Source organism: Sporosarcina sp. GTC18466 (genome assembly GCF_055389225.1).
This window is the reverse complement of sequence record NZ_AP044037.1, coordinates 1208713-1229963: the sequence shown is the minus strand read 5'-3', so window position 1 is coordinate 1229963 and position 21251 is coordinate 1208713. Positions and strand designations below refer to the sequence as shown.

Genomic DNA, 21251 nt, shown 5'->3' with positions numbered 1-21251 from the left:
AACGGACGATCAAGCTGAGGCATAGGCGTTGGCCAGTCGTAAACGGTCGTTCAGGCTGGTAAATAGGCTTTGGCCGGCCGTAAACGGTCGTTCAGGCTGGTAAATAGGCGTTCGTCGGTCGTAAACGGTCGTTCAGGCTGTTAAATAGGCGTTCGCCGGTCGTAAACAGGCGTTCAGGCTGGTAAATAGGCGTTCGCCAGTCGTAAACAGGCGTTCAGGCTGGTAAATAGGCGTTGGCCAGTCGTAAACAGGCGTTCAGGCTGGCAAATAAGCGTTCGCCAGTTGTAAACAGGCGTCCAGGCTGGCAAATAGGCGTTGGCCGGCCGTAAACGGGCGTTCATGCTGGTAAATAGGCATTCGGTTGTCATAAACGGGCGCCCGCCACCCTAAACGGCTAATTCCAGGATAATTCCTGCTACTCCGATCCCTCTTTCACGTCCACCCCGACATCCGGCTTGTCGGTAAACACGCCATCCGCGCCGATTTCCTTCAGATCAGCCATCTCAGCTGCATCGTTCACTGTATACGGGTGGACAGCGAGGCCGTGGGCGTGCATTTGTTGAATGAGCTCCTCTGTCACCATGTCTTTATTGATGCCGATGCCGGAAGCGTAGCGCGCAAGCCGTTTTAGCTGGCGGTCTGAAAAGTGGGGCGGTTTCTTGAAGGAGTAGAGCTGGATGAGTGGGATGGACGGCTCGAGCTTATGCAGGTGCTTCAGGCTTTTTGCGTTGAACGACTGAAGAATCACGGGAGGCAATTTCCCGCGAGCGGCAAGCAACCCCGCACTCTCCAGCTGTTCCAGCAATTCCTCCTCCATGCCGGGATACTCGGACGGCGCTTTTAATTCAATGTAGTAATTGGCATCCGTCCTGAAATGCCGGAACACTTCTTCGGAGCTGACGATCCTCGTCTTGAATGAATCCGGTTCGGCAGACACCATCCGTTTTCCATCCGCGTCGGTTTCGTCCTCTGTTTTAATTTCATTGAATGTCGCATCCTTGACGGCTATTTTTCCCTGTTCGGTCTGCACGGATTTATCATGCATGACGATCAGCTCCCCGTCCTTCGTGCGCTGCAGGTCGAGTTCCAGATAATCCGCGCCCATCTCCATCGCGAGTTCGTATGCCGCGATCGTATGTTCAGGCACGTAAGCGGAAGCGCCGCGGTGCGCAATTACAAGGAATTCATCTTCAGGGAGCGGCACGGCCGTTTCCGATTGTCCGCAGCCCGCGAGCGTGAGAAGGAAGAGAAGCGCAATCCATTTCTTTTTCATGAAGCAACCTCCCGAGTGAATAAACTGAAAGACTGGGCTGATGATCTGTTAGCATCCTGTCTTCATTGTAAAGCTTTCGTAAAGAAAAATCGAAAAAAGGAGGGAATTCGACAACTTTCGTTGAATTAAGTACGGGAAGCGGAAGATGCTTCCAGTATACGAGATAGAGAGAAAGGATTTGGATGCATGAAGAAAGTGGAGCTGGTCAATGTCTCTAAGTCATATGACAAGCAGGTCGATGTGATTTCAGGCATCAATGTCACGATCGAACCGGGCGAATTCTTCGTACTTGTCGGTCCGTCGGGGTGCGGGAAAAGTACGATGCTCCGGATGATCGCGGGCCTTGAGGAGATCACGGGCGGCACGCTGAAAATTGGTGAAAAGGTCGCGAACAACCTGTCGCCAGACAAGCGCGATCTGTCGATGGTCTTCCAGAACTATGCGCTGTATCCGCATTTGTCCGTCCAGCAGAATATCACGTTCGGGCTGGACGTAAAAAAGATGAAGAAAGATGAGCAAAAGCAGCGGGCCCACAAAGTCGCTGAGATGCTCGGGCTCACCGAGTATCTGGACCGCAAGCCGCGGGAGCTTTCGGGCGGACAGAGGCAGCGGGTGGCGCTTGCCCGGGCAATCGTCAGTGAGACGCCGATCTGCCTGATGGATGAGCCTCTTTCCAATCTCGATGCAAAACTGCGTGCCCATATGCGTTCGGAAATCCGGCGCATCCAGCGTACGCTTGGTATCACGATGATCTACGTGACGCATGACCAGGTGGAAGCGATGACGATGGGGGACCGGATCATGATCCTCCATGAAGGGAAAATCCAGCAGATCGGGAAGCCGATCGACATTTACAACTATCCGGCAAATCCGTTCGTCGCGACGTTCATCGGCTCTCCGCCAATGAATCTCGCAAAGGGGCGGCTTGACAAAGCAGCAGGTGCTCTTATAATCGGCGATGCGTTCAAGCTGCCTGTCCCAGCAGATGAAATCGGCCAGCTGCCGGAAGGTGATATGACCATCGGTGTCCGGCCGGAAAGCCTGCAGCCTGTTACAGAAGGGGCGGATCAGGCCAATGTCTTCCGGGCGCTAGTTGACAACGTCGAAGTGCTTGGAAATGAAACAATTCTCGCTTTCAAAGTGGGTGAGTCGGAGTGGATGGCGAAATGGCCGGGCCAATGGCATATCGAGCTTGGATCCGAAGTTCCCGTCCAATTTGAATTCGGCTCCCTGTCCATTTTTGACGCAGCGACCGGCGCTCTCGTCAAGAAGACTGATGACAAAGGCCAGTACGCCGGGACCCTCCGCCGGGAGGTGGGCGAATGACCGAGAAACGCAGCTGGTGGAAGCGGACTGTCGACGCACGCACGGCGCTGCTTTACCTATTGCCTTCAATCCTCGTTTTTTCGGTGTTCGTCTTCTATCCGATGTTCCGGACGATTTATCTTAGCTTTTTCCTGACAGATCAAGCGGGCAACGCGGCGATCAATGTCGGGTTTGAAAACTATCAATACTTGCTCGGATCTTCCGAGTTCCGCAACAGCATGAAGGCGACGATCCTGTTCGTCCTGTACACGGTGCCGATCGGCGTCGTGCTGGCTTTGTTCTTCGCTTTGCTTGCAAATGAAAAACTGAAGGGCATCGGCTTCTTCCGGACGATGTATTCGTCGACGATGGGAATATCCGTTGCGGCATCTTCAGTCATCTGGCTGTTCATGTTCAACCCGGGGATCGGAATGTTCAACCGTGTGCTCGGCCTGTTCGGCGCGGATCCCATCCAGTGGCTGCTTGATCCGCAATGGGCGCTCATTTCGGTCGCCATTTCGACGATCTGGATGAACCTCGGCTTCTCGTTCCTCATCCTGCTCGGCGGGCTGCAGAATATCGATGAGCATCTGTACGAGAGTTCACGGATCGACGGGGCGGGTTATTTTTACAGACTGCGGCGCATAACGATACCGATGCTGTCGCCGACACTGTTTTTCATTATCACGATTTCGCTGATCAACGCCTTCCAGACATTCGGCCAGATCGACATCCTGACGAAGGGCGGTCCGTCGCAATCGACGAACCTCATCGTCTACTCGATCTACCGGGAAGCGTTCATCAATTACCAGTTCGGCACCGCGAGTGCGCAGGCGGTCATCCTGTTCATCATCATCATGATCGCGACCATCCTGCAGTTCAAGCTCGGTGAGAGGAAGGTGCATTACCAATGAAAACAAGCCTTCCAGCGAAAATATGGATTTATTTCCTGCTCATTGTAACGTCGCTATTCGTATTTTTCCCGGTGTTGTATGCGTTCTTAATATCATTCATGACGGGACCGGAAATCATCCAAGGGAAGTTCTTCCCGGAGTCGTTCAGCTTTGATAACTATGTGAAAGTGTTCGACCGGCTGCCGCTCCTGAACTATCTATTAAACAGCTTTATCGTCTCGGCGACAGTCATGATCGGTCAGCTGATCGTCTGCAGCCTCGCTGCATACGCGTTCGTGTTCTTCCAGTTCAAGGGCCGGGATTTCATCTTCTTCCTGTTCATCTCCACAATGATGATTCCTTGGGAAGCGACGATGATCCCGAACGTATTCACCATCCGTGCACTTGACTGGTATAACACGTATCAAGGTCTGACGCTGCCGTTCTTTGCGCTTGCGTTCGGAACATTCCTGATGCGCCAGCATTTCCTGACCATCCCGAAGGAACTTCATGAAGCATCGCGCATCGCGGGTCTCAGCCGCTTCAAGTTTTTCTGGAAAGTCGTGCTGCCCGTCTCGAAAACAAGCCTGGTGACGCTTGGTGCATATGGATTCCTGACAACATGGAACATGTATTTATGGCCGCTTTTGATTACGACGAACCAATCCGTCCGGACGGTTCAGATCGGTCTGAAGCAGCTGCAGTCCCAGGAAATCGCGACCGAATGGGGGGTGGTCATGGCAGGGGTCATCGTAGTCATCATACCGACGCTGCTGCTGTTGTTCCTAGGACAGAAGCAGCTGCAAAAGGGATTATCGCAAGGTGCTCTAAAATAATTTTGAATTGAAAAGGGGAGTCATCATTCATGAAAATGGCTAAGAATCCGTTACTGGTACTGCTTTTCGCCCTGATGCTCGTTCTCGCGGCATGCTCGAACAGCGATAGCAGCTCTGGTGGTTCAACTAATGAAGGCGGCAAGAAAGAAGCGACGAAGACGGAAGACGGCAAAGTGACGATCGATTTCTGGCACGCGATGTCCGGCACAGGCCAGGAGTCCATCGATGAGATCGTCAAAGGGTTCAATGAATCACAGGACAAATACGAAGTAAAAGCGGAATACCAAGGATCCTATGAGGAGTCCTTGACGAAACTCCGCGGCGTGGGCGGAACGAAAGAAGCGCCTGCCATCACGCAAGTGTTCGAAGTCGGAACGAAGTACATGATCGACAGCGGCTATATCGAGCCGATGCAGTCCTTCATCGACAAGGACAATTACGACCTGTCGCAGCTTGAGGACAATATCCTCAACTACTACCGTGTCGACGGCGATCTCTATTCCATGCCGTTCAACTCTTCGACACCGGTCATGATCTACAACAAGGACGCTTTCAAGGAGGCGGGCCTTGATCCGGAAAAGGCTCCTCAAACGTTCGCTGAAGTGATGGATGCGGCGGAGAAATTGACGACTGGCGACATGAAAGGCTTCTCCATGCTGACATACGGCTGGTTCTTCGAGCAGCTCGTTGCAACGCAAGGCGGCCTGTATGTGAATGAAAACAACGGGCGTACAGGGGACGCGACAGAAGCGGTCTTCAACGGTGCGGAAGGGCTTAACGTATTCAACTTCCTCGACAAGATGAACAAGGCCGGCACATTCGGCAACTTCGGGACGAACTGGGATGATATCCGCTCCGCGTTCTCGACAGGAAAAGTCGCCATGTATATGGATTCGTCCGCTGGGGTAGCGGGTGCGATTGCGAACGCGCCGTTTGAAGTGGGCGTCGCGTACATCCCGCATGCTGACGAAGTGAAGCGCAATGGTGTCGTCATCGGCGGCGCATCCCTCTGGATGTCGAAAGGGATTGCGGAAGAAGAGCAGGATGGCGCTTGGGAATTCATGAAGTACTTGACGACGCCAGAAGTCCAGGCGAAATGGCATCTCGATACAGGCTACTTCGCGATCAACCCGAAAGCATATGACGAAGAGAATGTAAAAGAGAAATGGGCGGAGTACCCGCAGTACAAAGTGACAGTCGACCAGCTGCAGGACACAGTTCCGGGCTATCCGACGCAAGGCGCCCTCATTTCGGTCTTCCCTGAATCCAGACAGCAGATCGTAACAGCGCTTGAGGAACTGTACCAAGGCAAAGATCCGCAGGAAGTGCTGGATAAAGCGGCAGAAGGCACAAACCGCGCGATCGAAATTGCGAATAAAACGAAGAAATAAGGATGCAGCCAGGTGCGGACAGAGTGGAAAAACCTCTGTCCGCACTCTTTTTATGTGCAAGTGTTGTCAAAGTACTGATTCATTCTACGAAACTGACTTCTCATATGATATAGTAGTAACGTGCTTCGGTAAATGAGTTATCATTTTCCTGTTTGCATAAAGAAAACCAATAAAGGAGATGTAAATATGTCGTTATTTAAGAAGGCTGGAATGTGGATCGTCATCATGGCGCTCGCACTTAGCGGATTCGGAATGAATGTAAGCGCTGCCAGCTCTCAAGACGTCACGCGCGGTGAATTCATCAAAGCGGTCGTCGAAGCACTTGATTATGAAGTAGGGGACGGAAGTTCGCTGCAATTCGCAGATGTTAACAAATCGCTCGCGCCATTTGTTGAAGCTGCTGTCAAAAACGGCCTTGTGAAAGGCGCGACGGCGACCGAATTCAAGCCGAACGAGAAACTGAAACGTGAACAGGCGTTTCTGATCGTATCGCGTTCCATCAAGACGGAAGAGATGTATCCGGTTTCATTGCTGGATAAGTTCAAAGACAAAGACCAGTTTAAGACGAACGAACCTGAGGAGCTTGCAAAGAGTGTCGCACTTGATATCTTCAGAGGGTACGAGGCGGACGGAACAGCAAGACCACAGAACAACGTAACAAAGGTGCAAGTGAAGAAAATCATCGACCGTTTGCTGGAAGTACATAGCACTCAGCCAGAAGAGCAGCCGGCGGATGATACTGTTGCCCTCCGGATTCTCGGCACAAGCGATATCCACACGAATTACATGAACTATGATTACTACCAGGACAAGCCGACAAATGAGTATGGCCTTGCAAAAACTGCCGTATTGATCGAAGAGGCACGTGCAGAAAATCCGAATACGCTTCTGTTCGATAACGGAGACTTGATCCAAGGAACTCCGCTCGGCGCATACAAAGTGTCGGTCGATCCTTTGAAAGAAGGGGAAACTCACCCTGCATTCGCGGCATTCGAAGCGCTTGGCTATGATGCTGCATCAGTTGGTAACCATGAATTCAACTTTGGTTTGGATTATTTGAAATTGGTTATGGAAGGGACAACCATCCCGACAATCAATGCGACTGTCCATGATGCAAAAACAGGAGAGACGATGTTCAATCCTTATGTGTTGATCGACAAGGAAGTTGTCGATGGCAAGGGCGCAAAACATGACCTGAAAGTCGGCGTCATCGGCGTTGTCACGCCAGGCATCATGAAGTGGGACAAAGCGCTTCTTGAAGGGAAAGTGACTGCGGAGGATCCTGTCGTTTCCGTGAAGAAATACATTCCGGAACTGAAGGAAAAAGGCGCAGATCTCATCGTCGTCATCTCGCACTCCGGAATCGGTGATGAAACATACGAACCGGGCGAAGAGAACGTCACCTACCAGCTTTCGGAAATCGAAGGCGTTGACGCCATCGTGACGGGCCACGACCATGGTCTGTTCCCTGGAAAAGATTATGGACACTTGAAAAATGTCGACCTTGAGCAAGGTACAATCAATGGCACACCGGTTGTCATGCCAGGCAAGTTCGGAAGCCACCTCGGCCTCATCGACTTGACGCTGAAGCCGGCTGATGGCACATGGGAAGTAGTGGGCAGCAAAGGCTTCCTTCGCGAAGTTCATAAGGATTCCGATGAAGTCTCTGAAAAAGTCGTAGAAGCTGTAAAAGAAGCGCATGAAGGCACAATCGAATATGTGCGCAGCGCAGTCGGTGAAACGACAGCACCGATCACAAGCTACTTCTCGCAAGTGAAAGACGATCCATCTATCCAGATCGTGACAAATGCGCAAAAGTGGTACGTAGAGAAAGAAATCAAAGGCTCGCAATATGCGGACCTTCCAGTTCTATCAGCTGGTGCACCGTTCAAAGCGGGCGGCCGCAATGGCGCGAACTACTATACAGATATCCCGGCAGGTAAAATCGCGATCAAGAACGTCGCTGACCTGTATGTGTACGACAATACAGTCGCGGCCCTCGTCTTGACAGGCAAGGACATCAAAGAATGGCTCGAGTTCTCAGCAGGCCAATTCAACCAGGTCGACCCTGCTAAAACGGAAGAGCAATCATTGATCAATCCGGAATTCCGTACGTACAACTTCGACGTGATCGACGGCGTGACATACGAAATCGACGTGACACAGCCGGCGAAATACGACCGTTCCGGTGAAACGATCAACGAAGACGCAAACCGTGTGAAAAACTTGCAGTATGACGGCAAGCCGATCGACCCTGAACAGAAGTTCATCGTCGTGACAAACAACTACCGCGCAAGCGGCAACTTCCCGGGCGTTCGGAGCGCCATCGACACGATCGACTATGCGTACGAAAACCGTGAAGCGATCATGGATTACATGATTGAAGAAAAAACGATCGACCCGACAGCGGATGGCAACTGGAAACTTGCTCCGGTTGAAGGCGATGTCAACATTACATTCGAATCGTCTGCAAAAGCGGAGAAATTCGCATCGAAGGACGGCGATATCCAGTTCGTCGGCCCGACAAAAGACGGATATGCCAAGTTCTCAATTAAATTGAAGTAAGCACAAGGGCAGAGGAGCGATCCTCTGCCTTTTTTTATTGAGCCAGCAAGGATGATGAGTGATTCATTTAGCGGTCGGAACGAATCATTTAGCATGACGAGCGATTCATTTATTGTGGGGAACGATTCAATTAGTATAACGAGCGATTCATTTATTGCGGGGAACGATTCATTTAGCATGGCGAGCGACCCATTTATCCTCCGCAACGATTCATTTGGCATGACGCGATCCATTTATCGTCCGGAACGAACCATTTACCGTGCAGCGAACGAAACGTTCATCCAGTCGGCTGCCGGATTGCCAGATGGAACACCGGCTGAAACAGCGGCAGGCGGAAAATCTGAAACGGTTAATTCCCGTTTGTTGGGGTATCGTAGTAGATAGTATTGACCTGAAGGAGCTGTATAAGAATGAAGGAGAAGTTTCAAGCAGAGCCGAATGACCATGAGGGTAAGGATGAAAAGTTCACAGGTATGCCGAACGCGCAGTTTCCAGACATGGAGCCGAGGCAAGATGCTGAGAAGCAAGTGGAACAGTTTACGAATACGGTCGGAAAAACAGACCGCAATCCGCAAAATTAATTACCTTTATGGTGAAAGGCATCCCGGCGCACTAGCGCAGTGATGCCGTTTCTTTTTAGACAGCCTCTTTTCAAGAGAAGGTTTCTATGTATAATGGAAGGGGTGGTTATACATGGAAGGGTTTTGGTGGAAGTTGAAAAGAAGAATAGTGATCGCTTTCATAGTCGCAATTGCGGCTGCAGGCTGCAGCAAGTTGAAAGCGGAAGAACCGGCCAGCATTCCGTCGGATTTTACCGGCAAGCAATTTCAGATGGATTCCATTCAATTGGACGTGCAAACGAGCACCATCACGGTCGGGATGATCGGCGATATCCTTTTGCATAATCCTCTCTATACATATACGTCGTATGACAAGTCATTCGAGGATGTCCGAGATGACATGCAAGGGATCGATTTCCTTCTCGCTAATCAGGAATCCTTGCCGGGTGGCGTGGAACTTGGCATATCCGGCTATCCCAGGTTCAATAGCCCGAAGCATATTATCAGGGATGTAAAGCGAAATGGCGTCGACCTTATCAATATGGCGAACAATCATGTGTTAGACCAAGGGGAATCCGGACTGCGCAAGGCGATTGGGCATATGAAAGAGTATGATATGCCCTATATTGGCGCCTATGAAACTCCGGAAGACCGGGAGAGGGCGCGGATTGTTGACATTGACGGTGTCCGTCTTGGCGTCCTTGCGTATACGACAGGAACTAATGGGCTGCCGATCCAAAAAGGGAAGGATTATATGGTATCTCTTGCAGACCCGGAAATGATCGGACGAGAGATCGCCGAGATGCGCGGGCGGGTGGATTGTCTGATTGTATCCATGCACTGGGGCACGGAATATGAGTTGGCGCCTTCCGCGGAACAAGAGGAACTGGCACGAGTTGCAGCGGAGGCGGGGGCGGATATCGTGTTTGGCCATCACCCGCATGTCCTTCAGCCCTATGACAAGATAGGGGAAACGCATGTGTTTTATTCACTCGGAAACTTCTTTTCAGGCCAGCAGTTTGATAAGACAAACATTGGCGGGATTGCGACAGTGCAAGTGACGAAAACTGAGATGACGGGACGACAGGCGATAAAGACCGAAAAACCATCCTTTTATCCGACAGCTGTCGTGCGGGATGCAAAGCGGCGTTTCGTTGTGGTCCCGCTCGAAAAAGCCGGCCCAGGTGCCGCGCAAAATAGTGCATGGGTTCAGGAACAGATCGGCCTTCCTGAATGATGAAAAGAGTCCGTTCCTCGCCAAAGGAACGGACTCTCTGCATATTACTTCGCCTTTTCAAGCTGCTTTGTCGTTTGCAAGAAGTTGGAAACGATTTTAGCTGCCTGTTGATGTGTTGTGAATTTCTCAGGCATGAATTTGCCTTCATAACCGGAAGCGATATCATTTTCGTGCAGCAAAGAAATTGCGTTTACCGCTTCAGCCGAATACTTGCCGAAATCGGAGAATGGCGCTTGCTCATCCGCTTTCATCGTCTTGCCTGAGTAGCTCTCAAGTGCACGTTCGATGATCAATGCGAACTGGGCGCGTGTAACCTTGTCATTCGGGTTGAATTTGCCGTCTGTTCCTTTGATGATCCCGTGCTCATAAGCAGCAGCGATTTCAGACTGAAGGTCAGCGGACAATCCGGAGATATCAGAGAACGGCGCTTTGCCTGTCGCTTTCTGGTCGTGCGCTTTTACGATCCAGGATACCATTTCAGCACGCGTGATATAAGCACCCGGCTTGAAGGAATCTGCATTGCCGAGGATGCCGCGTACATAAAGATCGGAAATGTACGGGTATGACCAGTTGCTGAGCTTCACGTCTTTATAAGGGACTTGAGCAACAACGCGTCCTTCAAGATCGCCGTTCACTTCTTTAAGGGACTTCATATAGTCTGCAAGGTTTTCCCAGTCGCTGAAGCCAGGTTCGCTGACGCGTCCTTCATCATGTGCTTTGCCAAGTGCTTCAAAACCGTCGCCGCCTTTGGCAGTGAAGACGTTTGTCGCTGCTTTGTACATCTCATCGTCCTTCACTTCTTTGCCGCCGATTTTAATGGAGACGACGCGCTTGCCCGGTTCTGCATTCATATCAAATAGGACTTGCATGCCAGCTACGTGCAAGAAGCCGCCATTTTCTTTCGGGAAGTTTTTCAACGCATGTTCCATCGTCGATTTTAATTCCGCACCAGAAATCTTAGTGATGGCAAGCGGATTGCCGAATGGAAGGACTTCCAAGATGTTTCCGTATGTCACAGGGCCTTTTTTGATCGACGTCCGGATTCCGCCGCCGTTTTGGAATGCGATCGCAACGTCAGGGTCTACTTCCTGCGCTTTTTGAAGCATTGCATCCGCAATGATGTTGCCGAGATTCGTTTCGCCGGCACGTACGCCGCCTGTCAATGTCTTTAAATCTGTAGACTTATCGCGAAGGCCGTTCAAGAATACTTCCGCCATGGCGCCGGTCTTTTCGGATTTTCTTTTTTCAACCTGGTCCTTATATGGCTTAAGAAGTGCTGCCGCTTCTGCATCTTCTTCGACATCTTTCAGCTTGATCAGCTGGCCTTTATATTCTTTCACGACGCCATTTTCGTCAAATGTGACATCCAGCTGGCCAAGATTGTTCAAATACTCGCCAGTTTGGACAATCAGGGTAGGGACATCGCCATTTTTGATGACCTTAGGCTCTTTCAATTCCGTATGGGAGTGGCCTGCCACGATAATATCAATGCCAGGGACGTGTTCAGCAAGCAGCATGTCATTTCCGTAGCCGTTGTCAACTTCTGATCCGATATGCGTGACTGCGATGATCTTGTTGATGCCGAGGGCTTCGAATTGTTTTACCATGTCTTTTGCTTCGGTGATATAATCAGTGAACATTACTTCAGCGGGGCTTGAGATGCTTGGTGTCTCTTCCGTCGTCAAACCGAAGATGCCGATCTTTTCGCCTTCCACTTCCTTCACGATTCCGCTGTAGATCTTGCCTTCTTCAGGCTCTTCGGAGATCGTCCGGCTTTGGATGCCGCTGAGGAGCTTGTCCTTCGTGAAGTCGACGTTGGAAGCGACGATCGGGAACTTGGCCGTTTCAACAAATTCCTTGAGAGCCAAGTGGCCGTCAGTGCTTGTGCCAAGGTCGAACTCATGGTTTCCGAAAGTAGCTGCATCATACTTGAAATAGTTCATGAATGCGATGTCGGCTTTTCCAAGGAATTCATTGAAATAAAGCGTTCCGACAAAGTTGTCGCCGGCATTGAGCAATACGTTTACCGGATACTCCGCTTGTTTCTCTTTCAGCATAGTCGCTAGTTTCGGAGCATTTTCCAGATGACTGTGGATATCATTCGTATGGAATACAGTCATCGAGAAATCTTTGGACACTTCTTCCGCTGAAACGACAGCAGGCGAGAAGCCGGCCGCACTGAACAGCAACATGGAAGCCGCTGCTCCCGCAAAATATTTCTTCGACATGTTACACCATCCTTATTCAAATTTTCCTACCGCTTTCAAAACTATGAAAAGCAATGTAAGTGCATACATTACAAGTTTAGCATTATAGCGACAATAGAACAATAAAGTTTCTGTAAATTGTCAAAAGAAAAGCCGGAAAGGATGAATCCTTTCCGGCTTACGCTTATTGTGCTGAGTAGTATTGGACCAGACCTTGATAAATCGCTTCTGCATATATTTCAGCATATTTGTCACTTGTCAGTTTCTTATAGTCGTCCGGATTTGAGAGGAATCCAAGTTCCACTAGGACGGCTGCGACATTATTGTTGCGGATGACGTAGAATCGCTGGTCTCGTACACCGCGATCCGCCATGTTTGCCCGTTTGATTATATTATCATGGATCTTCTTCGCAAGCGCCCGGCTTTCAGCAGCATTCGGGTTTGTGGAAGAGTCATAATAGACTTCCGTGCCTTTTGCGGCCGTGGAGCCTGCCGAGTTAACATGGATTGAAACGAATGCTTCTGCATAATGTTTCTTCGCAAAATCTGTCCGTTGCTGAAGCGTCAGATAAGTGTCCGTAGAACGGGTCATCAATACTGTTGCACCGGCTTTTTTCAGTTTTGCTTCCACGCGTTTCGCTACATTCAGAGTGATAGTCTTTTCGTTCTCATGTGTCTTCATCGTGCCCGGATCTTTTCCGCCATGGCCGGCGTCAACGACGATGATGCGGCCTTTCAGCGGATTGCCCGATTGGTTGATCAATTTTAGATAGTTTTTATGGACATAGCCTGTCCCTTTATTCGTATTCACTTTTGCCCAGTTGCCTGAGATCGAGATGATCGGAACTTTTTCACCGAGTTTGAATTTGCCGATGACTGCTGAAGTGCCGTCTGGAGACTTGCGTACATTCAAGCTGTTCGCTGTCACTTTACCGATGAGACCAGTTGCTGTCTGTGGAACTTCAGGTTCTTCCGGTTCAGTGACTTCCGGTTCACTCACTTCCGGTTCGCTCACTTCAGGTTCAGATACCTCAGGCTCTTCAGGGGTTTCAACATCACCCGGTTCTGATGTGGCGACGTCATCATCCGGCTTCGTGACGCCAACGTCCTTCGTATAGTTCTTGCTGATATAGCCGTTGTGCCCATCTAGTATGATGAGGAGCCAATCGCCGTTTTGGCCAAGCACTTCGACGATTTCGCCGTCTTTCAGCTTACCGATCACATCCCCCGTGATGGCAGGGTGGGTACGGACGTTCAGCGTTGTTCCGCCGGTGGAAACTTTGGCGAAATAGGTCCGGGATGTTTGCTCCGGGAACTTTACGGGTAATTTGTATTTATCATTTAGTGCACGTGCGACGAAAAGAGAGAACTGTGAGCGGGTCAGAAGGTCGTTCGGAAGGAACTTTCCGTTATCGCCTTGTGAAACGCCGCTATAATATAAACCGTTGATCATTTCTGCATAAGGATGGTTCTTCAAATCTGTAAGCATGAGAGGGCGGTCGACTGTTATCTTCTCTGAAAGATCGAAAGCCTTGGAGAGGGCATAGCCCATTTCGTCACGCTTGATGTTTTCATTCGGATGGAATTTGCCGTCTGCGCCTACTTTCAGATAACCGAGTTCCACAGCACGGCTTGCATAATCATACTGTTCAGTGCCAGGCTTCAAGTCTTTGAATGAGATAGAAGGCGTTGGCATGTTTTGTTTTTTGTTGGCGATGACTAGCATCTTCGCCACATGGGCTCTAGTCAAATTGCCGCCCGGGTTGAATTTATCAACCTTGTTGACGATTCCGAGATCAGCTATGTAGTGGACTTGCTCGAAATATTCCTTGTCAGGTGAGACGTCTGAGAATTTGAACTGTGCTGAAGAGTGCCCCGGGACGATGGAAACAAGAGCGAAAAACAAGAGGGCGACTGCTGCCCATTTGATTGTTTTCATGATGTCCTCCTAAATGTCTTTTAGTGTAGTTTAAGTGTAACAGTGTCGTTTTCATAAATCTACATGTTTTTACATAGTTTAATAGCATTGTAATATAAAAAAACTGCCGCTCCATATCGGAACGACAGCTTGTCTTATTATTTGCTTAATTGCTCGACAATCTTGTTGAATTGCTTTTCAGTAAGCTGATCATTCAAGCCGAATGTTCCGTCCGCATAGCCGCTCGCGATATGGTTGTAGGCAAGCGTGCTGATATATTCAGTTGCCCAATGGTCAGCAGGGACATCTGTGAAGACTTGCGTCGAAGAACCTGTCAGCTGGAACGCTTCTACAATGATTTTTGCGAGTTGTGCACGTGTCAGGGAACCGTTCGGATCGAATTTCCCGTCGTTTCCTGAGAAGATGCCCGCGTTCGCTGCAGCTAGAATTGCATCATGCTGTGCATGGTCTGCAGGGACATCAGTGAATGTCATGCTATTATCAGTGACTTCAAGGCCGAGTTCTTTTGTGAGCACTTCAGCGACTTGAGCGCGTGTTACATAAACCGGTGTTTTTTCGGATGTTGCCGGTTCGTCGAAAGCGACCGTTTTGTCAGCTGCGAAATTTGCTACACGTTTACCCCCAAGGTACCGTTTTCCCCAGTATGCAGGATCATTGATCGATGAGATCATGACGCCTTTGCTTGTTGAAGAATGGATGAACCGGCTGGAGCCGATGTAGATGCCGACATGTGAAACGCGCTTGCCGGCTGTGTTGAAGAAGACGAGGTCTCCTGTTTTCAGATCGTTTTTCTTAACAGATGTTCCCATTGCATACTGTTGTCCAGCGGATCTTGGCAGTGAAATTCCTTCTTTTTTAAAAACATATTGCGTATATCCTGAGCAGTCGAATCCTGACGTGGTTGTCCCGCCATATGAGTATGGCGTGCCTAGATAGTTTCTCGCTGTACTGACGAGCGAAGTCGGTGAATTCGCTGAGGCCATGGCTGGAATCGTCGTTGAGATTAATAGTGTCATACACAAGGCTACAAAAAGTCTTTTCATGCTACTTCTCAAATTCCCCTTTCGCACGTTTGATACAGTGTGCTTTTATCTGAAACCAATACTAGCACAGCTAAACCTTCATTTCCGTTACAGGTATATTACATTACCGTTACAAAAACTATGTTTCTATGAAAACGCATTCATACTAGCGGTTTCTGGGGCCTTCTTTCTAAGTAAGGAGGCCTTTTTATGTGGAAAGTTGCAGAAAAAACTTGTTTACAGCACTCCAAATGGCTGGCAGGAACCTATTTGCATATGTTTCGTTTGGTTTATGACAGCGATGTAACATAAGTCGTTTTCGAGTAAGGGGAGGTATGGTATCCCCCGCTTATGGTATAATCGTTCAATGGCTACTAGCACGCAACATATCGAGATTGGAAGAGAATTGATGCAAAAAATAGCGGTTTTCAGCAATATGTACCCATCCGGGCAACATCCGACATATGGCATTTTCGTCAAAAACCAAGTCGGACTCCTTCAGGAAAGCGGACTTGATGTCGATGTGATCGCGATTGACGATCCGGCAAAAGGGAAGGCGGCAGCTATCAAGAAATACGGAAAGTGGTTTTTCCATTCCTTCTTCTATCTGCTGTCGAATCGGAAAAAGCTTTCGCTCACGCATTCGCATTACGCGTTTCCGACTGGACTCATCTCGTTGATCGGAAAAAAGATGATGAACATCCCGTATGTCATCACAGTGCACGGCGGGGATATCGACAAGATGGCGAAAAAGTGCGGAAAAGTCGCTTCTCTCACCCGTTCCATTCTGCATTCGGCAGACGCCGTCATCGCGGTGGGAGAGCGGCTGAAGGAGGAAATCACCGGTTCCTTCGGGGTGCCGGAGGACAAGGTTCACGTGATGAGCATGGGTGTCGACACGAAAGTATTTAAAAAGCTCCCGAAAGAGCAGACGCGAGAAAGTCTTGGCGTCAGGCCCGATGAAAAAATCATCCTGTTCGTCGGCAACTTTATTGAAGCGAAAGGGCTGCTGGAACTGGTGGAAGCGGTCGGCATTGTCAATAAAACCATGCCTGAGGCGGCGCTTCATCTGATCGGGTCACCGAAGGACACTGCATTTCTGGAGAAGCTCGGAAAGCAGCTTGCCGAAAAAGGTGTAAATGCTGTCCAGCTCATGCCGCAGCCACAGGCGGAGATCGCAAAATGGATGGCCGCGTCGGACGTATTTGTCCTCCCTTCCCACCATGAAGGGTTCGGCCTTGTAGCACTCGAAGCGATGGCATGCGGAACGACTGTCGTCGGATCGGATGTCGGCGGCCTGTCGAAGCTCCTTTCCGGCAAGTCGGGCATTCTAGTGGAACCGAAAAACGCCCGGTCGCTTGCAGACGGGCTGCTCACGGCACTGGATGGCAATGCGCAGGTGGATGAAGAAACGGTTGCACAAAAGGTGGACGAGAATTCGTATGGCGCGATTCTGAAAAGGCTGCTTGCCCTCTACAGCCGGATCGGGGACCGGCCATGAAAAATAAATTCATAAAAATCATCGGGGCGGTCGCCATTATCAATATCGTCGCCCGGCTCGTCGGCTTCCTGCGGGAGATGGTGATCGGCAATCAGTACGGGACCTCCTACGTGGCTGATGCCATCGCGACGGCCTACACGATCCCGAACTTCCTGTATCTAGTCGTAGGCGGCGGGATGACGACCGCCTTCATATCGGTATTCCATTCGACGAAAGCGGATAAAGGCCTGTTCGTGCGCAAGACATTCACGACCGTCCTCGTGACAATTTCGGTCATCACACTGCTGGCCGTCATTTTTGCAAGTCCGCTGCTAAAGCTTGTGTTTCCAGGACTCGAGCCGGAGCAGTTTTCCGCGACTTATAAGATTTTCATGTGGATGATGCCGTCGACGATCGTGCTTGTCCTTTCGACATGGATGAGCGGCTTGCTGAATCTGCATGACCGGTTCCGGCTTTCGAGCTATGCAATCCTCGTCTATAACGCGCTGTTCGTCCTGGTCGGTGCACTGTTCACCGCCATGATCGGCCCTGTGTCTTACGGAGTCGGCGCGCTTGCCGCCGCGGTCGCGATGGTCGCGTTCCTCTACTTCGGCATCAGAAGAAGCGGGCTGTACTCCCTGAAACCTTCCTTCGGCATGACGGAGGATGTGAAGAGGGTATGGGTCATCGCGCTTCCGATTTTGCTGGGCGGCGCGTCGCTGCAGTTCTATGCGATCATCCAGCGGGTGGCTGCATCCGGGCTTACAGAAGGTGCAATTTCCGCAGTCAACTATGCCTCAAAGCTAAGCGGCTTTCCGCAAGCCGTCTTGATGACAGCGGTGACGACAGTCATCTACCCGATGCTCAGCAAGAAAGAAGGGGAGGGAGATACTGCTACGGTCCGTGCCCTCTATAAGAAAGGTCTGCTGTATCTGACGGCATTGATCGTACCGGCGACAGCAGTGGCGTATTTCTTTGCGGAACCGCTTGTGCGGCTGATTTTCGGACACGGGAACTTCGGCGAAGCTTCGATCCAGATCACCGTGCCGATTTTCAAGGCATTCTCCCTGTCGATGTTTTTCCTGGCTGCGAATACGTATGTCACGCGGTTCTATTACGCGAAGGGCAACTCCGTATTGCCTGTCATTTTCAGCCTCGTCAGCGTCCTAGGGATCAACATCCTGATCATCTATGCATTCGTCGGTTCGTACGGAGCGGTCGCGATCGCCTACGGAACTGTCATCAGTTCGGCTTTCAATTTCATCATGCTGTGGATCTACGCACGGCTGAAGTGGAAGTTGTAATGAAGAGCATTTCTCCCAAGCTTCGGGAGAAGTGCTTTTTTATTTAAAGTTTTTTCAGAAGAGAGCGACAAACGATTGATATAAATGAAATACTCTGTATAATTGAGCTAAGAATCCATTTTCATATTGTGCGAGACTGCTTAGAGATTCTCTATCAACCATTTTGAAAGCGCTTACGAAAATGGGTGCATAAAAAAGGGGGTAGAAATGGTGAAGAGAAAACAATGGGGGTTTGTTCTGTCGCTTCTTTCGGTGATGCTAGTCCTGGCCGCTTGCGGCGGGGGCGGAAAGAAGAACATTGCGATTGGTCCGCCGGCGAGTGAGACGAACAACGTATCAAAGATCATCTTACAGTCGTACGGAATCGAGGACGGTGATTATAAGGCGTTCCAAGAGAGTTTCGGGGCGGCGGCTGACGGAGTGCAGGACGGCAATATTGATATTTCCATCGGAATCCTGGGGCTTCCTGCGTCCAGCATCGAAAGTTTGCAGGCATCTGCGGGTGACGTGAAGATGATCAGCCTGTCGGATGACGCGATCAAGAAAATCGAAGAGGATTCAGGCTATAAGCCGTTCACCATTCCGAAAGATTCGTATGATTTCCTGACGGAGGATGTCCAGACGGTGACAGCGTATGCGATTCTCATGGGGAACACCGATACGATCGATGAGGAACTCGGCTATGAACTTGCGAAGAGCATGATCGAAAATGCGAGCGAGAATACACATGCGCAAGCAAAAATGATGATCCTTGAAAATGCGCTGAACGGAGCGGAAGGGCTTCCGATCCATCCAGGCGCGAAGAAATATTACGAGGAACAGGGCCTGACAGTGGATAATGACGTAGCGGAACTGTCCGCGTCAGCTGGCGACCGGAAAGCTGAGCTCACGCTCGGAACAGGCAGCCAGGGAGGCACCTATTACCCGCTTGGCGGCGAAATGGCTAACTTGTGGAATAAATATATCGACGGCATCAATGTGACGAACGTGGAGACAGGGGCATCGGTCGAGAACTTGTCGACAATTTCACAAGGGGATATGGACCTCGGCATGACGGTGCACGTGCCGGCGCTGAATGCGATCAATGGCAAGGCGGACTTTGACGGCAAGCCAGTCACGAACGTGGCGTTCATCGGCCATATCTATCCGGAAGTCGTCCAGATCGTCACTCGTGAAAAAACGAAGATCACTGGTTTTGAAGACTTGAAAAAATAAAGAGGGCAAGGAGGGTATCAAGTGAAAAAAGGAAATGAAAAGGTGGTCGATGCGCAGGATATCCTCGAAAAGTATGATAAGGAGAACCAATTTCGCGTCAATATCGGAAGATGGGCATGGGTGGTCGCTTTTCTAGCGATCTCCCTCACCATCTTCCATCTGTATACCGGTTTCACAAGTGTCCTGCCTTCCCAGCAGCAGGGAGCGATCCATCTGGGCACGGCGCTCGGCATCATCTTTCTGCTTTATCCTGCCAAAAAGGCTTGGAGGAAAACGCAGAAAAGCGTCCCTTGGTATGATGTTTGCCTGGCGTTCCTTGCGATGTATGTGTCTTATCATAAGATCATCTTCTTTGACGCCATCCTTCAGAGCCGGGTGTCCGGCTACAGCATCCCGGATATCCTGATTGCGACGATCGGAGTCCTGCTCGTTCTCGAAGCGACGCGCCGGACGGTCGGTCTGCCGATTGTCATCGTGGCGTCGATCGCCATCCTGTATGCGATATTCGGCAACTTGATACCGACCAAGATCTTATCGCACCCGGGTTTTTCCTTTGACCGGACGACAACGAATCTCTGGTTCCGGGAGAGCGGCGTATTTGGAACACCGCTGCAGATTTCAGCGAAATTCATTTATCTGTTCCTGTTTTTCGGCGTCCTGCTCGTCAATACGCCGATCGGACAGTTTTTCAACAATCTGGCCTTCTCTTTGACAGGCCGTTATACGGGCGGCACGGCAAAGGCCGCTGTTGTTGCAAGCGCCTTGCAAGGGACCGTATCCGGAAGCTCGGTCGGCAACACGGTTGCCACAGGTTCGTTCACCATTCCGATGATGAAACGTGCCGGGTTCAAGCCGGAGTTCGCGGCGGCGACGGAAGCATCCGCATCGACGGGCGGGCAGATCATGCCGCCGATGATGGGGGCTGCCGCATTCATCATGATGGAGTACTTAGGGGTCAGTTACGCGGCAATCATGATGGCGGCCGTCATTCCGGCTATCCTATATTTCACAGGGATTTTTATCGGCACGCATTTTGAGGCGAAACGGCTGAGGATCCTTGGCTTGCCAAAGTCCGAGCTGCCCGTTTTCAGGAAGATCTTCATCCGGGACGGCTATATGATCATTCCGCTCCTCGTCATTATCGTGACGATCATGTCCGGCTTCACGCCGCAGCGGGCCGCGCTTTTCGGAATCGCTTCGGCATTCGTCATCTGGATGTTCAACGCATTCGCCAGGAAGGAATCCGAATTCTCTTTCCGCAAAGTGCTGTATGTCCTTGAGCAGGGAGGACGCGTTGCCTTGCCAGTCATCGCAGCAGTCGCCACAGCCGGGATCATTGCCGGTGTGGTGAGCATGACGGGTCTTGGCGCCAAATTTGCGGCTGGCATCATCGCCCTCTCGAACGGCTACCTGATCCTAGCGCTGTTCTTCACGATGATCTCCTGCATCATCCTTGGCATGGGCTTGCCGACGACGGCGAACTACGTCGTGACCGCAACGATTGCGGCGCCGGCGCTGATCAATGAATTCGGCATCGCGCCGATCGCGGCCCATATGTTCGTCTTCTACTTCGGAATCGTGGCCGACATTACGCCGCCTGTTTGCTTAGCGGCCTATGCAGGCGCGGGTATTGCGAAAGCGAATCCGTTCAAGACGGGGACGACAGCGGTGAAACTGGCGATTGCAGCGTTCATCGTTCCGTATATTTTCATCTATAATCCGATATTTGTATTTGTCGATGTGACAATCATCGGTCTCATATTCGGTCTTGTCACTGCACTCATCGGCATGATGGGTGTCAGCAGTGCGGTGATCGGGTACTTTGTCCGTAATTCACGGATATGGGAACGCATCATCTTGTTCGGAGCGGGTCTCCTTCTCATCATTCCAGATTTGATGACCAGCTTGGCGGGTGTCATTTTGATCACGCTAATTTGGGCTATTCAGCGAAGGAGACCGGAAGAAGGGACAGAGACGGAAATTGTGACAGTTTGATAGAAGGGAAAGACCCTCCTGTGCATGGG

15 protein-coding genes are annotated in these 21251 nt (G+C 50.6%); 11 read left to right on the top strand and 4 right to left on the bottom strand.

Annotation, left to right across the window (positions count from 1 at the left end):
• Window positions 1-415: 415 nt before the first annotated feature.
• Window positions 416-1273, bottom strand: coding sequence for a glycerophosphodiester phosphodiesterase family protein (locus tag ACZ5FK_RS06090; RefSeq protein WP_464807013.1), 858 nt, complete (start codon window positions 1271-1273; stop codon window positions 416-418).
• Between the two features lie 186 nt (window positions 1274-1459).
• Between ACZ5FK_RS06090 and ACZ5FK_RS06085 the strand changes: the two genes are divergently transcribed.
• From ACZ5FK_RS06085 to ACZ5FK_RS06055, 7 genes are all read left to right on the top strand, one after another.
• The gene (locus ACZ5FK_RS06085) at window positions 1460-2599 is read left to right on the top strand and encodes an ABC transporter ATP-binding protein (protein WP_464807012.1); all 1140 of its coding nucleotides are present in this window, start codon (window positions 1460-1462) and stop codon (window positions 2597-2599) included.
• On the top strand, window positions 2596-3492 hold the full coding sequence (locus ACZ5FK_RS06080) for a carbohydrate ABC transporter permease (protein ID WP_464807011.1): 897 nt from the start codon (window positions 2596-2598) through the stop codon (window positions 3490-3492). Before ACZ5FK_RS06085 ends, ACZ5FK_RS06080 begins: the two co-directional genes overlap by 4 nt.
• On the top strand, window positions 3489-4307 hold the full coding sequence (locus ACZ5FK_RS06075; protein ID WP_464807010.1) for a carbohydrate ABC transporter permease: 819 nt from the start codon (window positions 3489-3491) through the stop codon (window positions 4305-4307). The genes ACZ5FK_RS06080 and ACZ5FK_RS06075 overlap by 4 nt, the downstream gene beginning before the upstream one ends.
• Before the next feature lie 35 nt (window positions 4308-4342).
• Entirely contained in the window at window positions 4343-5698 is a 1356-nt protein-coding gene (locus ACZ5FK_RS06070) for an ABC transporter substrate-binding protein (protein WP_464807377.1), read from the top strand.
• A gap of 186 nt (window positions 5699-5884) precedes the next feature.
• A complete protein-coding gene (locus ACZ5FK_RS06065) occupies window positions 5885-8263 on the top strand; it encodes a bifunctional 2',3'-cyclic-nucleotide 2'-phosphodiesterase/3'-nucleotidase (protein WP_464807009.1) in 2379 nt (792 codons plus the stop codon).
• A gap of 410 nt (window positions 8264-8673) precedes the next feature.
• Window positions 8674-8844 carry a hypothetical protein gene (locus ACZ5FK_RS06060; RefSeq protein ID WP_464807008.1) on the top strand — a complete coding sequence of 57 codons (171 nt, stop codon included), beginning with the start codon at window positions 8674-8676 and terminating at the stop codon, window positions 8842-8844.
• A gap of 112 nt (window positions 8845-8956) precedes the next feature.
• Window positions 8957-10060, top strand: coding sequence for a CapA family protein (locus ACZ5FK_RS06055; protein WP_464807007.1), 1104 nt, complete (start codon window positions 8957-8959; stop codon window positions 10058-10060).
• 44 nt (window positions 10061-10104) lie between these two features.
• Here the strand turns inward: ACZ5FK_RS06055 and ACZ5FK_RS06050 are convergent, their stop codons facing one another.
• The 3 genes from ACZ5FK_RS06050 to ACZ5FK_RS06040 all read right to left on the bottom strand — a co-directional run bounded on the left by ACZ5FK_RS06050 (window position 10105) and on the right by ACZ5FK_RS06040 (window position 15222).
• Complete coding sequence (locus ACZ5FK_RS06050; protein ID WP_464807006.1) at window positions 10105-12288, bottom strand: 5'-nucleotidase C-terminal domain-containing protein; 2184 nt, start codon at window positions 12286-12288, stop codon at window positions 10105-10107.
• Window positions 12289-12451: 163 nt separating this feature from the next.
• Window positions 12452-14206: an N-acetylmuramoyl-L-alanine amidase gene (locus ACZ5FK_RS06045; protein WP_464807005.1), complete on the bottom strand. Its 1755-nt coding sequence runs from the start codon at window positions 14204-14206 to the stop codon at window positions 12452-12454.
• Between the two features lie 137 nt (window positions 14207-14343).
• Window positions 14344-15222, bottom strand: a complete 879-nt coding sequence (locus ACZ5FK_RS06040) for a C40 family peptidase (protein ID WP_464807004.1) — start codon at window positions 15220-15222, stop codon at window positions 14344-14346.
• Between the two features lie 415 nt (window positions 15223-15637).
• Between ACZ5FK_RS06040 and ACZ5FK_RS06035 the strand changes: the two genes are divergently transcribed.
• The 4 genes from ACZ5FK_RS06035 (at window position 15638) to ACZ5FK_RS06020 (ending at window position 21222) form a co-directional block, all read left to right on the top strand.
• Window positions 15638-16729 (top strand): glycosyltransferase, encoded by a 1092-nt coding sequence (locus ACZ5FK_RS06035; RefSeq protein ID WP_464807003.1) that lies wholly within the window; start codon window positions 15638-15640, stop codon window positions 16727-16729.
• Complete coding sequence (gene murJ / locus ACZ5FK_RS06030) at window positions 16726-18012, top strand: murein biosynthesis integral membrane protein MurJ (RefSeq protein WP_464807002.1); 1287 nt, start codon at window positions 16726-16728, stop codon at window positions 18010-18012. Before ACZ5FK_RS06035 ends, murJ begins: the two co-directional genes overlap by 4 nt.
• A 207-nt stretch (window positions 18013-18219) precedes the next feature.
• A complete protein-coding gene (locus tag ACZ5FK_RS06025; RefSeq protein ID WP_464807001.1) occupies window positions 18220-19227 on the top strand; it encodes a TAXI family TRAP transporter solute-binding subunit in 1008 nt (335 codons plus the stop codon).
• A gap of 21 nt (window positions 19228-19248) precedes the next feature.
• Window positions 19249-21222, top strand: a complete 1974-nt coding sequence (locus ACZ5FK_RS06020) for a TRAP transporter permease (protein WP_464807000.1) — start codon at window positions 19249-19251, stop codon at window positions 21220-21222.
• Window positions 21223-21251: the final 29 nt, after the last annotated feature.

What these genes read in the sequence shown, in the direction of transcription:
- ACZ5FK_RS06090 (WP_464807013.1), bottom strand. Translation starts at nt 1,273, where the DNA reads ATGAAAAAGAAATGGATTGCGCTTCTCTTCCTTCTCACGCTCGCGGGC.
- ACZ5FK_RS06085 (WP_464807012.1), top strand. Translation starts at nt 1,460, where the DNA reads ATGAAGAAAGTGGAGCTGGTCAATGTCTCTAAGTCATATGACAAGCAG.
- ACZ5FK_RS06080 (WP_464807011.1), top strand. Translation starts at nt 2,596, where the DNA reads ATGACCGAGAAACGCAGCTGGTGGAAGCGGACTGTCGACGCACGCACG.
- ACZ5FK_RS06075 (WP_464807010.1), top strand. Translation starts at nt 3,489, where the DNA reads ATGAAAACAAGCCTTCCAGCGAAAATATGGATTTATTTCCTGCTCATT.
- ACZ5FK_RS06070 (WP_464807377.1), top strand. Translation starts at nt 4,343, where the DNA reads ATGGCTAAGAATCCGTTACTGGTACTGCTTTTCGCCCTGATGCTCGTT.
- ACZ5FK_RS06065 (WP_464807009.1), top strand. Translation starts at nt 5,885, where the DNA reads ATGTCGTTATTTAAGAAGGCTGGAATGTGGATCGTCATCATGGCGCTC.
- ACZ5FK_RS06060 (WP_464807008.1), top strand. Translation starts at nt 8,674, where the DNA reads ATGAAGGAGAAGTTTCAAGCAGAGCCGAATGACCATGAGGGTAAGGAT.
- ACZ5FK_RS06055 (WP_464807007.1), top strand. Translation starts at nt 8,957, where the DNA reads ATGGAAGGGTTTTGGTGGAAGTTGAAAAGAAGAATAGTGATCGCTTTC.
- ACZ5FK_RS06050 (WP_464807006.1), bottom strand. Translation starts at nt 12,288, where the DNA reads ATGTCGAAGAAATATTTTGCGGGAGCAGCGGCTTCCATGTTGCTGTTC.
- ACZ5FK_RS06045 (WP_464807005.1), bottom strand. Translation starts at nt 14,206, where the DNA reads ATGAAAACAATCAAATGGGCAGCAGTCGCCCTCTTGTTTTTCGCTCTT.
- ACZ5FK_RS06040 (WP_464807004.1), bottom strand. Translation starts at nt 15,222, where the DNA reads ATGACACTATTAATCTCAACGACGATTCCAGCCATGGCCTCAGCGAAT.
- ACZ5FK_RS06035 (WP_464807003.1), top strand. Translation starts at nt 15,638, where the DNA reads ATGCAAAAAATAGCGGTTTTCAGCAATATGTACCCATCCGGGCAACAT.
- murJ (WP_464807002.1), top strand. Translation starts at nt 16,726, where the DNA reads ATGAAAAATAAATTCATAAAAATCATCGGGGCGGTCGCCATTATCAAT.
- ACZ5FK_RS06025 (WP_464807001.1), top strand. Translation starts at nt 18,220, where the DNA reads ATGGTGAAGAGAAAACAATGGGGGTTTGTTCTGTCGCTTCTTTCGGTG.